Origin of the sequence: Cyanobium sp. NIES-981, assembly GCF_900088535.1 — a bacterium.
GTDB lineage: Bacteria > Cyanobacteriota > Cyanobacteriia > PCC-6307 > Cyanobiaceae > NIES-981.
The window spans coordinates 927,075-945,247 of record NZ_LT578417.1 but is presented as its reverse complement, the minus strand read 5'-3'; the positions used below and the strand labels follow the sequence as shown (position 1 = coordinate 945,247).

13 protein-coding genes are annotated in these 18,173 nt (G+C 71.6%); 5 read left to right on the top strand and 8 right to left on the bottom strand.

Features of this window, described 5'->3' with window-relative positions; all coding sequences use genetic code 11:
• Positions 1–81 precede the first annotated feature (81 nt).
• From CBM981_RS04800 to CBM981_RS04790, 3 genes are all read left to right on the top strand, one after another.
• A complete protein-coding gene (locus CBM981_RS04800; protein WP_087067480.1) occupies positions 82–1,689 on the top strand; it encodes a bifunctional orotidine-5'-phosphate decarboxylase/orotate phosphoribosyltransferase in 1,608 nt (535 codons plus the stop codon).
• 89 nt (positions 1,690–1,778) lie between these two features.
• Complete coding sequence (locus CBM981_RS04795) at positions 1,779–2,003, top strand: DUF3136 domain-containing protein (protein ID WP_087067479.1); 225 nt, start codon at positions 1,779–1,781, stop codon at positions 2,001–2,003.
• Between the two features lie 206 nt (positions 2,004–2,209).
• A complete protein-coding gene (locus CBM981_RS04790) occupies positions 2,210–5,365 on the top strand; it encodes an efflux RND transporter permease subunit (protein WP_087067478.1) in 3,156 nt (1,051 codons plus the stop codon).
• Here the strand turns inward: CBM981_RS04790 and CBM981_RS04785 are convergent.
• Both CBM981_RS04785 and CBM981_RS04780 read right to left on the bottom strand, forming a co-directional pair.
• Positions 5,298–6,182, bottom strand: coding sequence for a potassium channel family protein (locus CBM981_RS04785; RefSeq protein WP_087067477.1), 885 nt, complete (start codon positions 6,180–6,182; stop codon positions 5,298–5,300). The two genes, CBM981_RS04790 and CBM981_RS04785, sit on opposite strands and share 68 nt — an antisense overlap.
• 13 nt (positions 6,183–6,195) lie before the next feature.
• A complete protein-coding gene (locus CBM981_RS04780) occupies positions 6,196–6,927 on the bottom strand; it encodes an SDR family NAD(P)-dependent oxidoreductase (RefSeq protein ID WP_087067476.1) in 732 nt (243 codons plus the stop codon).
• Positions 6,928–7,026: 99 nt separating this feature from the next.
• Between CBM981_RS04780 and CBM981_RS04775 the strand changes: the two genes are divergently transcribed.
• Positions 7,027–8,247 (top strand): DUF389 domain-containing protein, encoded by a 1,221-nt coding sequence (locus CBM981_RS04775; RefSeq protein WP_225867538.1) that lies wholly within the window; start codon positions 7,027–7,029, stop codon positions 8,245–8,247.
• Here the strand turns inward: CBM981_RS04775 and CBM981_RS04770 are convergent.
• From CBM981_RS04770 to CBM981_RS04750, 5 genes are all read right to left on the bottom strand, one after another.
• Entirely contained in the window at positions 8,244–9,923 is a 1,680-nt protein-coding gene (locus CBM981_RS04770; RefSeq protein ID WP_087067475.1) for a bifunctional aminoglycoside phosphotransferase/ATP-binding protein, read from the bottom strand. The genes CBM981_RS04775 and CBM981_RS04770 overlap by 4 nt on opposite strands.
• Positions 9,924–9,945: 22 nt before the next feature.
• Complete coding sequence (bchL, locus tag CBM981_RS04765; protein ID WP_087067474.1) at positions 9,946–10,830, bottom strand: ferredoxin:protochlorophyllide reductase (ATP-dependent) iron-sulfur ATP-binding protein; 885 nt, start codon at positions 10,828–10,830, stop codon at positions 9,946–9,948.
• Positions 10,831–10,945: 115 nt separating this feature from the next.
• The gene (locus tag CBM981_RS04760; protein WP_087067473.1) at positions 10,946–12,592 is read right to left on the bottom strand and encodes a ferredoxin:protochlorophyllide reductase (ATP-dependent) subunit B; all 1,647 of its coding nucleotides are present in this window, start codon (positions 12,590–12,592) and stop codon (positions 10,946–10,948) included.
• Positions 12,592–13,884 carry a ferredoxin:protochlorophyllide reductase (ATP-dependent) subunit N gene (locus CBM981_RS04755; protein ID WP_087069203.1) on the bottom strand — a complete coding sequence of 431 codons (1,293 nt, stop codon included), beginning with the start codon at positions 13,882–13,884 and terminating at the stop codon, positions 12,592–12,594. The genes CBM981_RS04760 and CBM981_RS04755 overlap by 1 nt, the downstream gene beginning before the upstream one ends.
• A gap of 209 nt (positions 13,885–14,093) precedes the next feature.
• Complete coding sequence (locus tag CBM981_RS04750) at positions 14,094–16,265, bottom strand: transglutaminase family protein (RefSeq protein WP_087067472.1); 2,172 nt, start codon at positions 16,263–16,265, stop codon at positions 14,094–14,096.
• Between the two features lie 78 nt (positions 16,266–16,343).
• On the opposite strand from CBM981_RS04750, the gene CBM981_RS04745 reads away from it, so the two are divergent.
• On the top strand, positions 16,344–17,471 hold the full coding sequence (locus CBM981_RS04745; RefSeq protein ID WP_087067471.1) for a TrkA family potassium uptake protein: 1,128 nt from the start codon (positions 16,344–16,346) through the stop codon (positions 17,469–17,471).
• A 33-nt stretch (positions 17,472–17,504) separates the two neighbouring features.
• On the opposite strand, the gene CBM981_RS04740 is transcribed toward CBM981_RS04745, so the two are convergent.
• Positions 17,505–18,080, bottom strand: coding sequence for a hypothetical protein (locus CBM981_RS04740; RefSeq protein ID WP_157665335.1), 576 nt, complete (start codon positions 18,078–18,080; stop codon positions 17,505–17,507).
• Between the last annotated feature and the right edge of the window lie 93 nt (positions 18,081–18,173).

The following is an 18,173-nucleotide window of genomic DNA, read 5'->3' as shown; positions in this document are numbered from 1 at the left end:
CCTGATCAATAAGAGCTATGTCAGCGGTTGTCGCCCGGTTGGGTCCATGACTTAGCAACAGCCCTAGCCAGCCTCAGGCCGATGGGGTTCTTCGTTCGCCTCACCGACGCCATCGCCGATCGCCAGTCGCTGCTGGTCACCGGTCTGGACCCCAACCCGGAGATGCTGCAGAGCTGGGTGTCTCGCCGCGGCATGGCGGGGCGCTCCTTCCTCAGCCAGGCGCGGCACTGGATCAAGGCGGTGATCGAGGCCACCGCCCCCCACGTGTGTGCCTACAAGCCGAGCCTCGGCTTCTACCAGGCCCTCGGCCCGGTGGGCCTGGAGCTGCTGCTGGAGGTGCGGGATCTGGTGCCGCCCGATCTGCCCCTGATCATCGACAGCAAGCACGGGGACCTCAACTCCTCCTCGGCCCTGGCCCAGTACGTGTTCCGGGAGCTGGCGGCCGATGCGGTGACCCTCTCGCCCCTGGCCGGCCAGGACATCGCCGCCCCGTTCCTGCTCTATCCCGACAAGGCGGTGGTGATCACCTGCCACAGCTCCAACGAGGCGGCCCGCCTGATCCAGCACTTCCCCAGCGAGGAGGAGCCGCTCTATCTGCGCATCGTGCAGGAATGCCTGCTCTGGGCCACGCCCGAGCAGCTGCTGCTGGAGGTGGGCACCAGCGAGCCCGATATCCTGGCCCGGGTGCGCCGGGAGGCGCCGGAGCGCTTCCTCATCCTGCGCAGTCTCTGGGGCGTGGAGGAGAAGCTCGAGGCCATGCTGCAGGCCGGTCTCTCCTCCGCCGGCGACGGTCTGCTGCTTCCCCTGCCGCAGAACCTCCTGGTGGAGGACGACATCGCCCAGCGGGCCGAAGCCCTCAAGCTGCAGATCAACGCCACCCGGGCCGAGTGGCTGGACCAGCGCGGTGCCGGCGTCGCCGAGCGCTGCGACCTGTGGTTGCCGGCCCCGCCGCCGCGCCCGGTGCTGGACCGCGGTCCGGCCGGCCAGCCCCAGCTGACGCCGGAGGTGACGGCCAGCCTGAACGCCATGGCCACCGCAACGGTGCCCCCCCCGGCCCCGGCGGCCGTGGCCCTGCAGGAGTCGCTGCTGCCCACAGCGGATGCGCTGGAGTCGCTGATCGTGGATCTGTTCGACATCGGCTGCCTGCTGTTCGGTGACTACGTGCAGGCTTCGGGCGCGGTGTTCAACTACTACATCGATCTGCGCCAGATCATCTCCGATCCGAACCTCTTCCACCGGGTGCTGCATGCCTACGCCGGCCGGATGGAGGAGCTGGTGTTCGACCGGATCGCCGGCATTCCCTACGGCTCCCTGCCCACGGCCACCGGTCTCTCCCTGCTGCTGCACAAACCGCTGATCTACCCGCGCAAGGAGGTGAAGGCCCATGGGGCCCGCCGCCTGATCGAAGGGGATTTCGAGGAGGGGGACCTGGTGGTGGTGGTGGACGACATCCTGATCACGGGCGGCAGTGTGCTCGAGGGGATCGGCAAGCTGGAGAGCTCCGGCCTCCAGGTGCAGGATGTGGTGGTGTTCCTCGACCACGGCGGCGACCACGACCGTCGCGCCAAGGAGCGGCTGGCGGCGGCGGGCTACCGCTGCCAGGCGGTGCTCGGCATCGACGCCATCACCCGCGTGCTCCATGGGGCCGGGCGCCTCAGCGATGGCCAGGCCGCGCTGCTGCTGCCTTAGCTGTGACACCGGCTGCCCGTCGGGGGCGGCAGACCATGGACACCTAGGGTGAGTGTGCGTCCCTGAACCTCCCGGGCGCCACCCTCGCCATGAGCAGCAGCACCGGCCTCACGATCGGGGAACTGGAGGCGAATTACTCCCTCTATTGCAAGGCGCTGCGGCGGCTGCTCCAGGAGGGCCGCAGCCGCACGGCGATCGAGCGCACGGTGTGCTGGAGCCGCCTGGCCCAGCTGCACATCTGCCTGCCGGGCCGCTACAAGGCCCCGGACTACCTCTGCGTGGTGCTCAAGCGCGATCTTCTCAATCCCGTATAGGCACGTGTAGGGCCGATCTCGCCTAGAACAGCCGGCCACAGCCCTGAGCGGGGCCTGTTCAGCAGAGCACACCTCTCTCCTGCGCAGCTGTATTTCACGGCGCAACCCAGTCCAGCGCACCCAGCCCAGCGCAACGCAGCTCGACCCAGCCCTGCGCCACCCAGCCCTGCTCTACCGCGCTGCCCAGCCCCGCCTGAAGCCCCCGCGTGAAATCGATCTCGGATCCCTTTCTGCGCCGGCCGGTGCTCACGCTGGTGATCAGCCTGCTGGTGCTGCTGGCCGGATTGGTGAGCCTGCCTGGCCTGCAGATCGAGAACCTGCCCGCCATCGCCCCCGGCCGGGTCACGGTGAGCGCCAGCTATCCGGGGGCCAGCCCGGAGGTGGTGGAGCAGGGGGTCACCACCCTGCTGGAAAAGCAGCTCAACGGCCTCGAGCGCCTCGATCAGGTGCGCTCCACCAGTTCAGCCGGCAGCAGCAGCATCACCCTCAGCTTCGAGGGCGGCGATCCGGAGATCAACCAGATCAACGCCCAGAACGAGGCGGCGGTGGTGAACCCGCGCCTGCCGCCCCAGGTGGCCCGCTTCGGGGTGCGGGTGCGCCGCAGTTCCGACGACCTGCTGATGGTGCTCAGCTTCAGCGCCGATCGGGGCCGCTACGACGACACCTTCCTGAGCGGCTGGGTGGAGCAGGTGGTGGTCGACCGTCTGCAGCGGGTGTCGGGGGTGGGGGAGGCGCGCCTGTTCGGCGGCAGCCCCCTGGCCTTCCGGCTCTGGCTCGATCCGGCCCGGCTCAACCAGCTGGGGCTCACCATCACCGACGTGCGGGACGCCCTTGAGGAGCAGAACGTGCTGGCGGCCCTGGGCCAGGCCGGTGACGCCCCTGCCCCCGAAGATCAGATGCTCACCCTGCCCCTGCGCATGGAGGGGCGCCTGCGCAGCGTGCAGGAGTTCGAGCGGCTGGTGGTGGCGCCCACGCCGGAGGGCGGGGTGACCCTGCTGCGCGATGTGGGCCGGGTGACCCTCGGCAGCGAGAACTACGACGCCATCGCCACCAACCTGCAGGGCAGGGCCACCGTGGCCATGGGCATCTTCCAGCGGGACGGCAGCAATGCCCTGGAGGTGAGCCGCGGCATCAGCACAGCCCTCGAGGAGATCAGCGAAAGCCTGCCGCCGGGGGTGGAGTTCCAGGTGATCATCGACGAGGCCGAGACAGTGCGGCAGAACATCGACCGCACCGTGGCCAGCCTGCGGGATGCGGTGCTGCTGGTGTTCCTCGCCCTGCTGCTGGGCCTGGGCAACAGCCGCCTTGCCTTCATCTCCGCCCTGGTGGTGCCGGTGGCGCTGGTGGGGGCGCTCACGGTGCTGCGGCTCACCGACAGCTCGATCAACACCCTCACCCTGTTCGGCATGGTGCTGGCCACCGGTCTGGTGGTGGATGACGCCATCGTGGTGAGCGAGGACATCGGCCGCCGCATCGAGCAGGGCCACCCTCCCCTGCTGGCGGCCCGGGAGGCCATGGCCGAGCTGGGGGGGGCGGTGGTGGCCACCTCCCTGGTGCTGATCGCCGTGTTCCTGCCGGTGCTCACCCTGGGCGGCAGCACCGGACGGCTCTATGCCCCGATCGGCCTCACCATCGGCGCCACGATCGTGTTCTCCACCTTCAACGCCCTCACCTTCACGCCGGTGGCGGCCAGCCGCCTGCTCCGGGCCGATGGCCGCGGCGAGCCGGCCTGGCTGCGCCGCTGGATCGATCCCCCCCGGCGGGCCCTCGAGTCCCTGGAGGGCCCCTACGACCGCTGGCTCACCCGGGCGCTGGGCTGGCGGCGCCGCATCGTGGCCCTGCTGCTGGTGGGGCTGCTGCTCACCGCGGCGGCCTACCAGCAGCGGCCCAAGGCCTTCATCCCCCAGGAGGACGGCAGCCAGCTGCGCGGCGTGGTGGTGCTGCCCGACGGCATGGCCCTGGCGCGCACCCAGGCGGTGATGGAGCGGGTGCGGCAGGTGATCGCCCGGGACCCCCTGGTGGTGACGGGCAACTTCTACGCCGGCCGCTCCTTCGGCGACAGCGCTCCGAACAAGGGCATCTTCTTCCTGCGCCTCAAGCCCGTGGAGGAGAGGCCGGGCAGCGATCAGACCCCCGCCGCCCTGGCCAGCCGGCTGAACCGCCAGCTGGCCGCCAGCATCGATGACGCCCAGGTGGTGGTGATCGAGGCCCCCACGGTGCGCGGTTTCGGCAGCGAGGGGGGCATCGAGTTCGACCTGCTCGACACCAGCGGCGGCCGGCTCAGCCTCCGCGAGTTCGAGCAGGCCGCCCAGGCCTTCATCGAGGCGGCCGAGGCCACCGGTGCCTTCGAGCGGGTGAACACCCGCTTCGTGGCGGATGCGCCGCTGGTGCGGCTGGAGCCCGACCGCCTCAGGCTGGCCTCCCTCGGGGTGGATCTCGAGGACGTGGTGGAGGTGCTGGGCGCCAGCTTCGGCAGCGACTACGTGAACGACAGCTTCGAGGGCGACCGGGTGCGGCGGGTGATCGTGCAGCTCGAGGGTTCCGAGCGCCGCAACGTGCAGGATGTGCTCTCGCTGCAGGTGCGGGGGCGGGACGACGTCCTCATCCCCCTGGCCCAGGTGGTGCGGGTGGTGGAGGGCACGGGCCCCACGGTGATCAACCACACCCGCCTGGTGCGCTCGATCGGCATCCGGGCCCAGCCGCGGAACGGGGTCAGCACCGGTCAGGCCATGGCCCGGCTGCAGGAGGTGCGCCAGCAGCTGGGCAGCTCCGCCACCGACCTGGAGTGGGCGGGACTGGCCCGGGAGGAGGCCCGCGCCGGCGGGGCCAGCGAGCAGGTGTTCCTGCTGGCGGTGCTGGTGATGCTGCTCGTGCTGGCGGGCCTCTACGAGAACTTCATCGACCCGATGATCATCCTGGTCACGGTGCCCCTGGGCCTGCTCGGCGGCATCGCCGGGCTGGCGATCCGCGATCTGCCCCTGGATGTGTACGGCCGGATGGGGCTGCTGGTGCTGGTGAGCCTGGCGGCCAAGAACGGCATCCTGATCGTGGAGTTCGCCAACCAGCGCCTGGCGGCCGGGATGCCGCTGGAGCAGGCCATCCACGGCGCCGCCGTGGCCCGTCTGCGCCCCATCCTGCTCACGGCCATCTCCTCGCTGGCCGGCTTCCTGCCCCTGCTGTTCGCCTCGGGCGCCGGGGCGGCCAGCCGCACCAGCATCGGCACGGTGGTGTTCGCCGGGCTGCTGGTGGCCACGGTGCTGAGCCTGTTCGTGGTGCCCGTGATCTACAGGATCGTCAAGGGTTGGGAGTTGCGCCGCCGTCCCCCTCAGGCATCCCCGGACAGCGGCTCCGAAGCCTTCTAGCTGGGCGCCTGCCGTCCGCATCCTGGTCTGGTCCCTGGTCTGGCCCCCGGCCGCGGCGGTGCCCCGGCTGGCCCCGTCGCGGCTGCTGGCCCCGGCGATGCCGCTGGCTGGTGGAGAGGCGGCTGATCAGCAGGCCCATCACCGCCGCGATGTAGAAGGTGCCCACTACGGCGAGGCCCACGCTCAGCATCTGCGCCATCGGCGTCAGGGGCGTGATGTCGCCGTAGCCCGCCGTGGTGAGACTCACGAAGGCGAAGTAGTTGAGCCGCACGAAATTCAGGCTCCAGACCGGGTACACCTCGGCCTCGCTGGCGGGGATGGTGCCGGCGAGGTCGATGTTGCTGAAGCTGCCCGGATTGACGGTTTCCAGGGCGGCGCAGATCAGCCCGCCGGCCAGCCCCAGCATCAGGTATCCGGCCATGGACCCCCGCAGCACATCCAGGCCCACGTGCTGCTCCTGCGCCAGGCCCCGGATCAGCCGGATGGCACTCCAGTGGCTGAACAGGGCCCAGAGAATCAACACGGGCACGCCCGACTGGCGCAGCTGCAGCGGGGTGAGGAACCAGATCAGCCCCGTCATGACCGTGGCCCAGCCGAGCAGCTTGAACAGCCGGCGGGGCACGGCGCCGAACTGGAGCTGATCCACCGGATCCCCCAGGCCCCGCACCATCACCAGCCCCAGCAGGAGATAGCCCACGCTGGAGATTCCGTACCAGGGAGGCGGCAGGGTGAAGCTGAGCAGCAGCAGCAGACAGGCCGCCAGCAGTGCCTTGTAGGTGCGGTGGAGTCGGCGGAGGCTGAGGTGATGGGGCGGCATCCCGGCCGGGCGATCAGCAGCCACTCTCCAGTACGCAGTTCACGGCCAGCTCGAAGGGCACCGCCGCCGGCGGCAGGGTGAGCAGGTGGGCCACGGTGGCGGCCAGATCCTCAGGCTGGGTCATGGCGGCCTTTGGAATCGTGTCCACCGCTGCCGCCATGGCGGTGTTCACCCAGCCCGGGCACAGGGCCGTGACGCGGATTCCGGCCTCCCAGCCCTCGTTGCGCATCGCCTGACACAGCCCCATCAGGGCGAATTTGCTGACGCCGTAGGCCGCCAGACGGCCCTTGATGCGCTTGCCGCTCATCGAAACCAGGCTGATCACCCGGCCATCGCCACTGGCCACCAGGTGGGGCCAGACGGCCCGGCTCAGGCGCCAGGGGCCCATCAGGTTCACCTCCAGCAGCCCCTGGACCGCGGCCTCCTCGCCCGGCGGGAAGAGAAAGGGGGTGCGCGAGACGATGCCGGCGCTGTGCACCACGGCGTCGATTCCTCCCCAGGCGCTGGCCGTGGCGGCCACCCAGGCCTCCGCACTGTCGTCCGCCCCGCATCTGGACCGGGCGTCGTAGGGGTGGATCTGCAGCTGTCCGCCGTCCGGCCGCCGGCCCTGCCGCTCCAGACCAGCGGCAAGCGCCGCCGGGTCGCGCACCCCCAGGCTGAGCCGGTGACCCTCGCGCAGCAGACGCTCGGCAATGGCGGCACCGATGCCGCGGCTGCCGCCGCTGATCATCACGCTCCGCTGCATGCTCCTCCGGGTGTGGTGCGCGGATGAGCGCGCGCAGCGCTGGCCCTGGGCCGTTCTGCTCCAGGATGGAGCACTCGGCGGTTGCCCGCTGGCTGCGTCATGGCGATGCCCGTTCTTCCGGCGAAGGTGCTCAGTCAGCGATTCCAGGAGGACGCCACCCTGGATCAGGAGTTCGTGGTGCTCTCCACGGCCTCCAGCCTGATCGCCACCATGGGCCTGCTGGCCAATAGCACCGCCGTGGTGATCGGGGCGATGCTGATTGCCCCCTGGATCCTGCCGCTGCGGGCCACGGCCTTCGCCATCCTGCGCGGCCATCTCCGGTTGGTGGGCCGGGCCCTGCTCACCCTGGCGATCGGCGTGTTCACCACCGTGGCGATCTCCACCACCCTGGGCTGGATGGTGGGGCTGCCGCTGTTCGGCTCCGAGGTGATCGGCCGCACCACGCCCAACCTGCTCGATCTCGGGATCGCGATCGTGGCCGGTGCCATCGCCACCTACGCCAAGGTGCGCACCAAGGCCATCGGCTCGGTGGCCGGCACGGCCATTGCCGTGGCCCTGGTGCCGCCGGTGTGCGTGCTCGGGCTGCTGATCGCGGCGGGGGAGTGGCAGCGCGCCCAGGGGGCCGGCCTGCTGTTCGCCGCCAACCTGCTGGGGATCCTCAGCGGTGCCCTGGTCACCCTGGGCATCACCCGCCCGGAGCTGCGCCAGAAGCTGTTGAGCAGCAAGCTCGGCTTCGTGAGCCTGCTGCTCACCGGGTTGCTGCTGGTTCCCCTCACCACCAGCTTTCTCACGCTCACGGCCGAAGCCCGCCGCCAACTGGCCCTGACCCGGGTGGAGAACGACATCGCCGAGAGCCTCCGCAACGAAACCATCACCCTGGGCAAGGATGCGGAGCTGGTGGACGTGAGCATCGACTGGGCCCAGAACCCGCCCCTGATCCGGGCCTCGGTGCGGGTGAGCAAACCGAACCTGCCCACCCCCCGCCAGGTGGCCGCCGTGCAGGACTTCATCAACTCCCGCCAGCCCTACCGCTACCGGCTGCTGGTGCAGCGCACCTCCATCGATGTGATCGGTCCGGAGACCACGCCCAATCCCGAGAACCTGGTGATCTCGCCGGAGATCCTCGGCGCTCCGGTCAGCACGCCCTTCGTGCCTTCGGTGCCGCCGCTGCCCGGTGGGGGCGAGCCGGCAGACACCGGCTCGGACGGCCAGCCGCGGCTCGACCCGCCGCCGCTCCAGCCCGCCCGGCCGGGTTCCGGCACGGCTCCTTCCAGGGCCCCGTCCACGGCCCCGTCCGGCGATGAAGGGCCGCGGCGCTAGGCCGGAAAGGCACCCCGGGCTGGCCGCAGCCGGCTGCGCACCGCTTCGGCCAGCGCCCGGGCCTGCTCGTCGTCCCTGTCCGGCTGCGTCTCCGCCCGGGTGCCCGTGCCCGTGCCGGTGCCGGTGCCCGCCAGGCCGGAGCCCGGAACGCGGAAGGGCACGTCGATGCAACAGGCTCTCTCCGCGGCCGTGAGGGGGTCCCCCTGGTGCCACTGGTGCTGCAGCACGGCCAGATCGGCGTCCGAGGGGTCGTCGCCCCGCTGGTGGCGGCGGTGCAGCCGCTGTTCGAGCACGGGCCGCGGGGCCGAGCAGGCCAGGATCACCAGCGGCACGCCGGCCTGCGCAGCCACCGCGGCCATGCTGCGGCGGTGGCGCCGCAGCAGGAACGTGGCATCCACGATCACGGTGAAGCCGGCCTGAAGCAGCGTCTGGGCCAGCCCGGGCAGCACCTGGCCGAACAGCTCCTCGGTGACGCTGGCGGCATAGAGCTGTTCCGGCCCCACGGATTCGCGGGCCGTTGCGCCCTCCGCCACCCCCCAGAGGCCGAAGAGGCGCTTGCGCTCCACGTCCGAGCGCAGCCGGATGGCGCCGAGCTGCTCCAGCAGCCTGCCGCTGTGGTGCGACTTGCCGGATCCGGACACCCCGTGGCAGAGCACCAGGCCCTGGGGGCGGCGCTGGACGGTGCGCTCCGCCAGGCTGAGGTAGCGCTCCACCGCTGCCTGCTCTGCGGCCAGGGCCGCCACCTTGGCGCGCACCAGGGCCCGGTAGCCCATGTACCAGGCCCAGAGCTCCAGGCCCGGGTAGTCGCCGCTCTGCTCCAGCCAGCGGTTGAGCAGCCTGGCGCCCAGGCCCCGCTGCCCCCGCTCCTCCAGGTCCATCACCAGAAAGGCGATGTCGCTGATCGGATCGATCCAGCTCAGTGCCGGGTTGAACTCCAGGCAGTCGAACACCTCGATGCGGCCGTGGCCCAGCAGCAGGTTGCCCAGGTGGAGATCGCCGTGGCACTCGCGGATCCTGCCGGCGGCGAGCCGGGCGGCGAAGCGGTTCTGCAGCTGCCGGTTGGCCTGCTCGATCCAGGCGTGCAGCTGCTCCAGCCGCGGCACCAGGCGGGCATCGGCGTGGCGCCGCAGGCTGGTGATGTTGGCCAGCACCGGCTCCAGCACCGCCTCGGGGGTGCCGTAGGGGCCGTCGGGGGCAGCGGTGGCGGCCTCGGCATGGAAGCGGGCCAGCTGCTCGGCCAGCTGGTCGATGTGGCGGGGGCTGACGCTGCCCCGCTCCAGGGCGGCGGGCAACAGCGCCTCCTGGGGGAACTGCTCCATCCGCACCGCGTACTCCAGGGTGTCGTCCGCGGCGGCGGACTCCAGCACGGCGGCAGGGATGCGGGGCCGGTCCGGGCTGCCGCCGATGGCCACAACGCCGTGATACAGCCCCCGGTTGAGCCGCCGGTTCAGGCGCACTTCCTCGTGGCAGCACCGCCGGCGCCGCTCCAGGGTGCTGAAGTCCACGAAGCCGAAGTTCACCGGCTTCTTGATCTTGTAGGCCAGGCTGCCCGTGAGCAGCACCCAGGAGATGTGGGTCTGCAGCAGCTGCACCGCACCCACCGGATGGGGGTAGGCCTCGGCCCGGAGCAGACCCTGGATCAGCTCCGGCAGGCCATCGGGCTCCTGCGGCGGCATCGCCTCGGTTCAGCGGCAGGCCTCAGTCGAAGCCGAGCAGATCGAAGATCTCGCGATCCTTGAGCGATTCGGCCTCCAGGGGCCGCACGTTCTCGAGCATGGCCTGGGCCAGCCGCAGATATTCCTGCTGCACCGCCTCCACCTCGGGCGTGGGCTCCATCTCGAAGATGGTGCACTTCTTCAGCCGCGAGCGGCGGATGGCGTCGAGGTCGGGGAAGTGGGCCATGGTGCGCATCCCCACCCGGTCGTTGAAGCGGTCGATCTGGTCGGTGTCCTTGCTGCGGTTGGCCACCACACCGCCGAGCCGCACCTTGTAGTTCTTCGCCTTGGCCTGGATGGCGGCGATGATCCGGTTCATGGCGAAGATCGAGTCGAAGTCGTTCGCCGTCACGATCAGGCAGTAGTGGGCGTGCTGCAGCGGCGCCGCGAAGCCGCCGCACACCACATCACCCAGCACATCGAAGATCACCACGTCGGTGTCCTCCAGCAGGTGGTGCTCCTTGAGCAGCTTCACCGTCTGGCCGGTCACGTAGCCGCCGCAGCCGGTGCCCGCCGGCGGCCCGCCCGACTCCACGCACTGCACGCCGTTGAAGCCCTCGAACACGAAGTCCTCCGGCCGCAGTTCCTCGCTGTGGAAGTCCACCTCCTCGAGGATGTCGATCACCGTGGGCACCATCCGCTTGGTGAGCGTGAAGGTGGAATCGTGCTTGGGGTCGCAGCCGATCTGCAGCACCCGCTTGCCCAGCTTGGAGAAGGCCGCCGAGAGGTTCGAGGAGGTGGTGGATTTGCCGATGCCCCCCTTGCCGTAGACGGCGATCACGAGGGCGCCGGTCTCGATGCCGACGCTGGGATCCTGGTGGACCTGGAGGCTGCCTTCTCCGTCGGGGCGGCGCAGGGTGGTGGTCATGGAAGGGGAGCTCCGGGAAGGGAAGGAAAGGAAGGGAAAGGGAAGAAGGAAAGGGAAGAAGGAAGGGGATGGGGCGGCGGGAGAGCCCCGCCGCCGCCGGTGCGGGGGGCCGGCCTCAGGCGGAGAAGTGGGCCTTGGCGGCGTAGAGGGCCTCGCTGTCGATCCGGGCGAGGCCGTGGTCACGGGCGTAGGCCTCGGTGTTGCGCCGCACCTTGCCCCGCACGAAGAAGGGGATCTTGGCCAGCTCGGCCTCGCCGCTCGGATCCCAGCTGGGGGCACCAGCCGGGGAGGGGGCCACGGCCGTGGCGACCGCCGTGGCGGCTGCGGGCTCCTGCGGCTGGGCCGCGCCTGCAGGCGGCTGGCCTCCGGCGGGCGGGCTGCCGCCCAGGTGGCTGCGGTGGCCCTCCACGAACTCGAAGTCGTGGCGGAACATGCCGATCAGGTGTTCCTCCAGGCCCATCATCAGCGGGTGCACCCAGCTGTCGAACAGCTCGTTGGCCCCCTCCCAGCCCATCTGGGGGGCGTGGCGGGCCGGCACGTCCTGCACGTGCAGCGGCGCGCTGATCACGGCGCAGGGGATGCCCAGCCGCTTGGCGCTGTGGCGTTCCATCTGGGTGCCGAGCACCAGCTCGGGCATGGCCTCGGCCATGGCCCGCTCCACGGCCAGGTAGTCGTCGGTGATCAGGGCCTCGAGGCCCAGCTCCTTCGCGGCCGCCCGCACCTCGCGGGCCAGCTCGCGGCTGTAGCTGCCCAGGCCCACCACCTGGAAGCCCAGCTCCTGGCTGGCCACCCGGGCGGCGGCGATGGCGTGGGTGGCATCGGCGAAGATGAACACCCGCTTGCCGGTGAGGTAGGTGGAGTCCACCGAGCGGGAGTACCAGGGCAGGCGGCTGCGGCTATCCCCGGCGTCCCCCGGCTCCGCCGCCGCGGACGAGCCGGCGGGTTCCTCCATGCCCAGCACCTGCCGCAGCTCCGCCAGGAAGGCGGTGGTGGCGCCCACGCCGATCGGCACCGTGCGCACCACCGGCTGGCCGAAGCGGCGCTCCAGCCAGCTGCACACAGGCCCGGCCACCTCGGGATAGAGGCACACGTTGGCGTCGGCCGCCGGGATGCGCTGCAGATCGGCCGGCCGGGCGTCCAGGGGGGCCACCACGCTCACATCGATGCCTTCGGCCCCCAGCAGCCGGCTCACCTCGCGCACGTCATCACGACAGCGGAAGCCGAGCAGGCTCGGGCCGAGCAGGTTGACCCGCGGCCGGCGCCCCTCCTGGCGCCAGCGCTGGGGGGAAGGGGCGGGCGTGCCGGGGGCGGGCAGCTGGTCGGCGAGCAGCTGCCGCACCAGCTGGTAGAAGGTTTCGGCGGCCCCCCAGTTCTCCTTCTTGGAATAGGCGGGCAGCTCCAGGCTCACCATCGGGATGCCGCCCAGGTCCATGCCGGCCGCCAGGGCGCCCGGCTGGTCCTGGATCAGTTCGGCGGTGCAGCTCTCGCCCACCAGCAGGGCCTCCGGCTGGAAGCGCTCCACGGCCTCGGTGATCGTGCGCTTCACCAGCTCCGCCGTGTCGCCGCCCAGATCCCTGGCCTGGAAGGTGGTGTAGGTGACGGGCGGGCGCCGGTCGCGCCGCTCGATCATGGTGAACAGCAGATCGGCGTAGGTGTCGCCCTGGGGCGCGTGCAGCACGTAGTGCACGCCCTGCATCGAGGCGGCGATGCGCAGAGCCCCCACATGGGGCGGGCCTTCATAGGTCCAGAGGGTGAGTTCCATCAGGCGAAGCGCAGCAGGTGGCGCCGGCGCAGGGGCCGGGAGAACAGTTCGGCCAGATCGCCGGCCTGGTCGCAGCCGTGGATCGGGCTGAACACCAGCTCGATCGACCACTTGGTGGCGATCCCCTCGGCCTCGAGCGGATTGGCCAGGCCCAGCCCGCACACCACCAGATCCGGCCGGGCGGCCCGCACCCGATCGAGCTGGTTGTCCACGTGCTGGCCTTCGTTGAGCTGGGTGCCGGCGGGCAGCAGGGCCATCTCCTCGGCCAGCAGGGCACGGTCGAGGTAGGGGGTGCCCACCTCCACCAGCTCCATGCCGCATTCGCGCTGCAGGAAGCGGGCCAGGGAGAGCTCGAGCTGGGAATCGGGCAGCAGGAACAGGCGCTTGCCCTCCAGGATCCGCCGGTGCGGCTCCACGGCCCGGCGGCCCCGCTCGATCAGGGGCTCGAGCACCGCGGTGACGTTCGCCTCCGGAATGGCGAAGGCCTCGGCGGCGGCGCGCATCCAGGCGGCACTGCCCTCCACCCCAAGGGGGTAGGGGGCGGCGATCAGCTGGGCGCCGCGGGCCATCAGGGCCCGGGCCGTGGCCGAGAGGAACGGCTGGGCCAGCAGCAGCCGGGTGCCAGGCCCCACGGCCGGCAGGTCGCGGGAGCTGCGGGGCGGCAGGCTGCGCACCCGCTCGATGCCCATGCGGGCAAAGAGGCTCACCAGGCGGTCTTCCACCGCGTCGGCCAGGGTGCCCACGATCAGGAGCTCAGAGGCGGGCGCGTCTGCCGGGTCGCCCGGGGTGCTGGCTGGGGCAGAGGGCATGAGCGGCACCATCGCCAGCAGGGCCTGGTCCTCGCCCTGGGTGAAGGTGGTTTCGATGCCGCTGCCGCTGTAGTTGAGCACCCGCACCTGGCCCGCCAGGCGGGTGTTGAGGCGCTCGGCCGCCTTGGCCAGATCGAGCTTGATCACCTCGCTGGGGCAGGAGCCCACCAGGAAGAGGGTGCGGATCTCGGGGCGGCGCTCCAGCAGGTCGGCCACGAGGCGGTCGAGCTCCTCGTTGGCATCGGCCAGCCCGGCCAGATCCCTCTCCCCCAGGATCGCGGTGCCGAAGCGCGGCTCGGCGAAGATCATCACGCCGGCGGCGCTCTGGATCAGGTGGGCGCAGGTGCGCGACCCCACCACCAGGAAGAAGGCGTCGGGCATGCGCCGGTGCAGCCACACGATCGAGGTGAGGCCGCAGAACACCTCGCGCTGGCCGCTCTCCTTGCGCAGCGGCAGCGCCGGCGGCGATGGCTTCGGCTCCATCTCCCGCTTCACCTCCTGCGCCACCTCCCGCGCCACCTCCCGCGCCGCTGAGGCGGTGGCCGCCGCCACCGATGCCGATCCACCCATGCGCAGCTCCGCTGCAGCGTTACTCACCACTGCTAAGGGAGAACGGTGCGCTTGGCAGTGCTCAGGCCGCGAAATGGGCGGGATCGGTGCGCTTTGTCATGGCGGCGCCTCCCGCGTCGCCCTCACGGCCCGGCCAGGCGCAGGTCGACGGTGCAGGGCCGCTCCGGCTGGGCCTGCCACGGGGACGCCAGAGGGAGGCTCACCGGCTCAACGGGTTCCGGGGTGAAGGCCCTGGCCCCGGCCTCGAGCCGCCACTGGGCCAGGGGCATGCGCGCTCCGCCCGTGCTGGCGCCGTCTGTTGGCTCCAGGGGCAGCAGTTGCAGCACCAGGGGCATGTGGGGCTCGATGCCGGGATGGAAGCAGGGGTAGAGGCGGCTGGCCCGGTAGCGCACCGCCAGGGGCTGGCCGGCCCGCAGCGGCAGCGGCCGGCCGTTCAGCACCAGCTGGTGATCCCTGCACAGGGCCGGATCGGTGATCAGCTCGAAGCGGCGCAGGGAGCTGTCCACGAAGCGGCTGGTGAAGCCCCCCTCCCGCGGTGTGTCGCAGATCAGGGGCCAGGGCTCGAGCGCCGGCCGCAGCTCCAGCCGTGCCGGCGCGGCCGCGGCTGGAGCTGCGGCTGGGGCCTGCCACTGCAGCAGGGCCGGGAAGCGCCAGTCCCACACCGCCCGGTAGGGCTCCGGATCCAGGGGCAGGCCGGCAGCGGCCAGGTCGGCGAGGATCGCCTCGAGGTCGGCCCAGAGCTGGCTGGGCAGCAGCATCCGGTCGTGCAGGGCGAGCCCCCAGGGCTTCAGCTGGCGGGGGCGCCGCGCCGGATCGAGCAGCAGGGCGGCCAGGTGGCTCCAGAGCAGGGCGATGGCGGCCATCCACGGGGCCCGGGGCAGCGACTCGAGCGCCCGGAACTCGATCAGTCCCAGGCATCCCGCCGGCGCCCCGGGATTCCAGAACTTGTCGAGACTGATCTCGCTGCGGTGGTTGTTGCCGGAGCGATCGGCATGGAGGTGGCGCAGGGTCTCCCCGATCAGCTGGCGCTGCTCGCCCTCGCTGGCCTCCAGCACCCGGTAGGCCAGCTCCAGATCGAACAGATCGCCCAGGGCCTCATCCGGGCGCGGCGCCTGGGATGCCGGCCCCACGCTGGAGCCGCTGAACAGGTAGGCCAGGCTCGGGTGGTGCTGGAAATAGCGCAGGATCCCCACCAGCCAGGCCGGCCTGGGGAAGAAGGGGTGATCCTCAAGATCCCGGCTGCCCCAGAGCAGGTGGTTGCCACCGCCGGTGCCCTCCTCTCCTCCCCCCGGGGTGCGCTTCCAGCTGCGCATGCCCACGGATGCCGCGGCCTCCTCCAGCAGCAGCAACCAGTCGCGGTAGTCGCTCCAGCTGTCGCACACCGGCAGGTTCACCTCCAGCACGCCGGGATCGGCGGTGAGACCCAGCACCTCCCAGCCCTCGGCCGCATCCACCGGCAGCAGCCCGCTCAGATCCGGCTGGCACAACGGCGTGCCGGTGCGGGGGCAGTGGGCCAGGGCGCTGACGGCGCGCAGCAGGGTTTCGGTGGGCTCCCGTTCCAGGGGAGGTAGGAACAGACCCCAGCCCGCGGCGCCGAAGCTGCCGCCGATCTCCAGGGTGAGCAGCTGGCAGGGCAGCGCCTCGGGGAAGTGCTCCAGGGGCAGGCGCAGCCCGGCCGGACCGGGGGCTCCGGTGAGACGGCGCTCCCCGGGGGGCAGATCCCAGTGGCCGCTGCGCCATTCCCCCAGCTCGCAGGTGAGGGGCACGGCCCAGACCGTCGCCTCGGGATGCTGGGCGTCCTCGAAGCGCAGGGGGTGCAGGGCCGCGCCCAGCCGCTCGCCCAGCCGGGCCAGCCAGGCTTCGGCGGCCGCGGCGTCGAGGGGATCCCCAACCTCGGACGGCCGCGGCCAGGGGGCGATGGGCCTGGCCTCCCGGCCGGTGACCAGCCGCAGGGCCCAGCGGGGGTTCACTTCGCCCTCATAGCGCTTGCCGCTGCAATAGAGGAGGGTGCTGCCGGGCCAGGTGCGCTGCTGGATCGCCCGGGCCAGGGCCCGCGCCATCGGCAGCTTGGTGGGGCCATCGGCCGCCACCGACCACTCCAGCCCCTCGGGCTGGTTGGGCACCAGGGTTGGTTCCCCCCCCAGGGTGAGCTGGATCCCCGCCGCCTGGAGCCGCGCCTCCGCACGCCGTGCGGCTTCATCCATCCAGGGCATCGTGGCTGCGGGGAGGGGAAGAGAGGAGAAGGTTCGGGTGAGGAGCCGGCCGACGCCCGCTCCAGCCGATGCCCGCCCCATTGTTCTGCCCAGGGATGCGGGCAGGCAAGGACCTTGGTTTAATGACGCAGCGATCCGGGACTGCGGATCCGGATCCCCATGGCCAGCTCCAGCTGGCGCCCCTGGCGCCGACGCCGCCCTCCCTCCACGCGGATCCGCCGGCCCTGGCGGGCTCCGCTGGCGCTGGTGCTGCTCGTGAACCTCGCCGCCATCGGCTACCGCCTCACCGAGGGCTGGAGCTGGGCCGACTGCTACTGGATGGTGGCGATCACGATCAGCACGATCGGCTACGGCGAGGTGCAGCCCCTCTCCCCCGCTGGCCGGGTGGTCACGGCGCTGCTGATCCTCGGTGGCGTCGTGGTGGTGCAGATCAGCATCCAGGGGGTGCTGGGGCTGTCTGAATCGGGCTATTTCCGGCGCCTGCGCGAGCGCCGCTTCCGCCGCTGGCTCAAGACCATGCAGAACCATGTGATTCTCTGCGGCTACGGCCGCATCGGCCGTGAGATCGCCGAGCAGCTCACCCGGGAGCGGGTGCCGCTGCTGGTGGTGGAGATGGACCAGGAGCGCCGGGACGCTGCGGAGGACCGCGGCCTGCCGGTGCTCGTGGCCGACGCCACCCTCGACGAGACCCTGCTGGAGGCCGGCATCCACCATTGCCGCTCCCTGGTGGCGGCCCTGCCCAGCAATGCCGCCAACCTCTACGTGGTGCTGAGTGCGCGGGGCCTGGCCCCCAACTGCCGCCTGATCGCCCGCTCCGACAGCGACGAGGCCGAACGCAAGCTGCGGCTGGCCGGGGCCGACCAGGTGGTGAGCCCCTACGTGAGCGGCGGCCGCATGATGGCGGCCACCGCCCTGCGGCCCCTGGCGGTGACCTTCATGGATCTGCTGGCGGGCAGTGACTGCGAGGTGGAGGAGTTCCGGCTCAGCAGCGATCCCCAGGCGCTGGGGCGGCTGCTCGGCATGAGCCTGGGAGAGCTGCAACTCGGCCGCCGCACCGGCGCCCTGGTGCTGGCGGTGCAGCCCGCCCCGCTCGCCAGCGAAGCCATGCGCCAGTACCGCGGCGCCAGCTACGTGCGCGAACAGCAGACCCTGATCGCCAACCCCGGCAGCGAGCACCGCCTGGCCCCGGGCCAGATGCTGGTGGTGATGGGCAGCAAGGGGCAGCTGGAGGGCGTGACCAGCCTGCTGGGGGAGGCCCTCAGCAGCGTGGACCACATGGCCGGCTGAGGGCGCGGTCCGATTCCCGGCTCAGCTCTGGGCTCAGCTCTCAGCTTCCTCGAGGATCTGGCGCTGCAGCTCGATCTGGTAGCCCTCCACCATCGCTTCGAGGGCGGCCTCCTCCTCCTCATCCACCTGCAGGGCCTCGGCGAGGGTGAGATCCGGCACCTGGGCGGTGCCGATCGCCGTGAGGGCGATGCCGAGGGAGGCGCTGTCCCGGTGCCAGATCGAGGCCGCTTCCGCCAGCTTGCTGAGCACCTCGTCGTCCACGGCCTCGCCGCTGCGCTGGGCCAGGGCCACGGCGAGCCGCCGGTCATCGAACACCGCGGCGGCGGCCAGATGGGCGGCATGCAGGGCGCCGAGGCTGTACACGGCTTCCGAGCGCAGGGTGAGCAGGCTCTTGCTCAGGGCCCGCTCCCGCACCCCCTGCCAGGGCACCGAGGGGGTGGTGTCCAGGCCAGCCGCCGGACCGTCGTCCTGGCTGTCGATCGCCGGCAGCTTGGGGTTGCCGGCGGGCAGCGCGGCGCCGGTTGTCTCAGGCCTGGCGGCGACGTTCTCCGGGTCCAGCCGCTCCCCGATCTGCCGCAACCACCGTCCCACCCGTGCGCGCATGCCCATGGCCGTCTTGCCTGCCGCTGGGCCCACTGTGGCGCCTTCCGCCGTGGCCTGCCGCGCCACAGGCGGAGACCCGCACCCCCACACCGGACCAGG

What these genes read in the sequence shown, in the direction of transcription:
- CBM981_RS04800 (WP_087067480.1), top strand. Translation starts at nt 82, where the DNA reads ATGGGGTTCTTCGTTCGCCTCACCGACGCCATCGCCGATCGCCAGTCG.
- CBM981_RS04795 (WP_087067479.1), top strand. Translation starts at nt 1,779, where the DNA reads ATGAGCAGCAGCACCGGCCTCACGATCGGGGAACTGGAGGCGAATTAC.
- CBM981_RS04785 (WP_087067477.1), bottom strand. Translation starts at nt 6,182, where the DNA reads ATGCCGCCCCATCACCTCAGCCTCCGCCGACTCCACCGCACCTACAAG.
- CBM981_RS04780 (WP_087067476.1), bottom strand. Translation starts at nt 6,927, where the DNA reads ATGCAGCGGAGCGTGATGATCAGCGGCGGCAGCCGCGGCATCGGTGCC.
- CBM981_RS04775 (WP_225867538.1), top strand. Translation starts at nt 7,027, where the DNA reads ATGGCGATGCCCGTTCTTCCGGCGAAGGTGCTCAGTCAGCGATTCCAG.
- CBM981_RS04770 (WP_087067475.1), bottom strand. Translation starts at nt 9,923, where the DNA reads ATGCCGCCGCAGGAGCCCGATGGCCTGCCGGAGCTGATCCAGGGTCTG.
- bchL (WP_087067474.1), bottom strand. Translation starts at nt 10,830, where the DNA reads ATGACCACCACCCTGCGCCGCCCCGACGGAGAAGGCAGCCTCCAGGTC.
- CBM981_RS04760 (WP_087067473.1), bottom strand. Translation starts at nt 12,592, where the DNA reads ATGGAACTCACCCTCTGGACCTATGAAGGCCCGCCCCATGTGGGGGCT.
- CBM981_RS04755 (WP_087069203.1), bottom strand. Translation starts at nt 13,884, where the DNA reads ATGGAGCCGAAGCCATCGCCGCCGGCGCTGCCGCTGCGCAAGGAGAGC.
- CBM981_RS04750 (WP_087067472.1), bottom strand. Translation starts at nt 16,265, where the DNA reads ATGGGGCGGGCATCGGCTGGAGCGGGCGTCGGCCGGCTCCTCACCCGA.
- CBM981_RS04745 (WP_087067471.1), top strand. Translation starts at nt 16,344, where the DNA reads ATGGCCAGCTCCAGCTGGCGCCCCTGGCGCCGACGCCGCCCTCCCTCC.
- CBM981_RS04740 (WP_157665335.1), bottom strand. Translation starts at nt 18,080, where the DNA reads ATGGGCATGCGCGCACGGGTGGGACGGTGGTTGCGGCAGATCGGGGAG.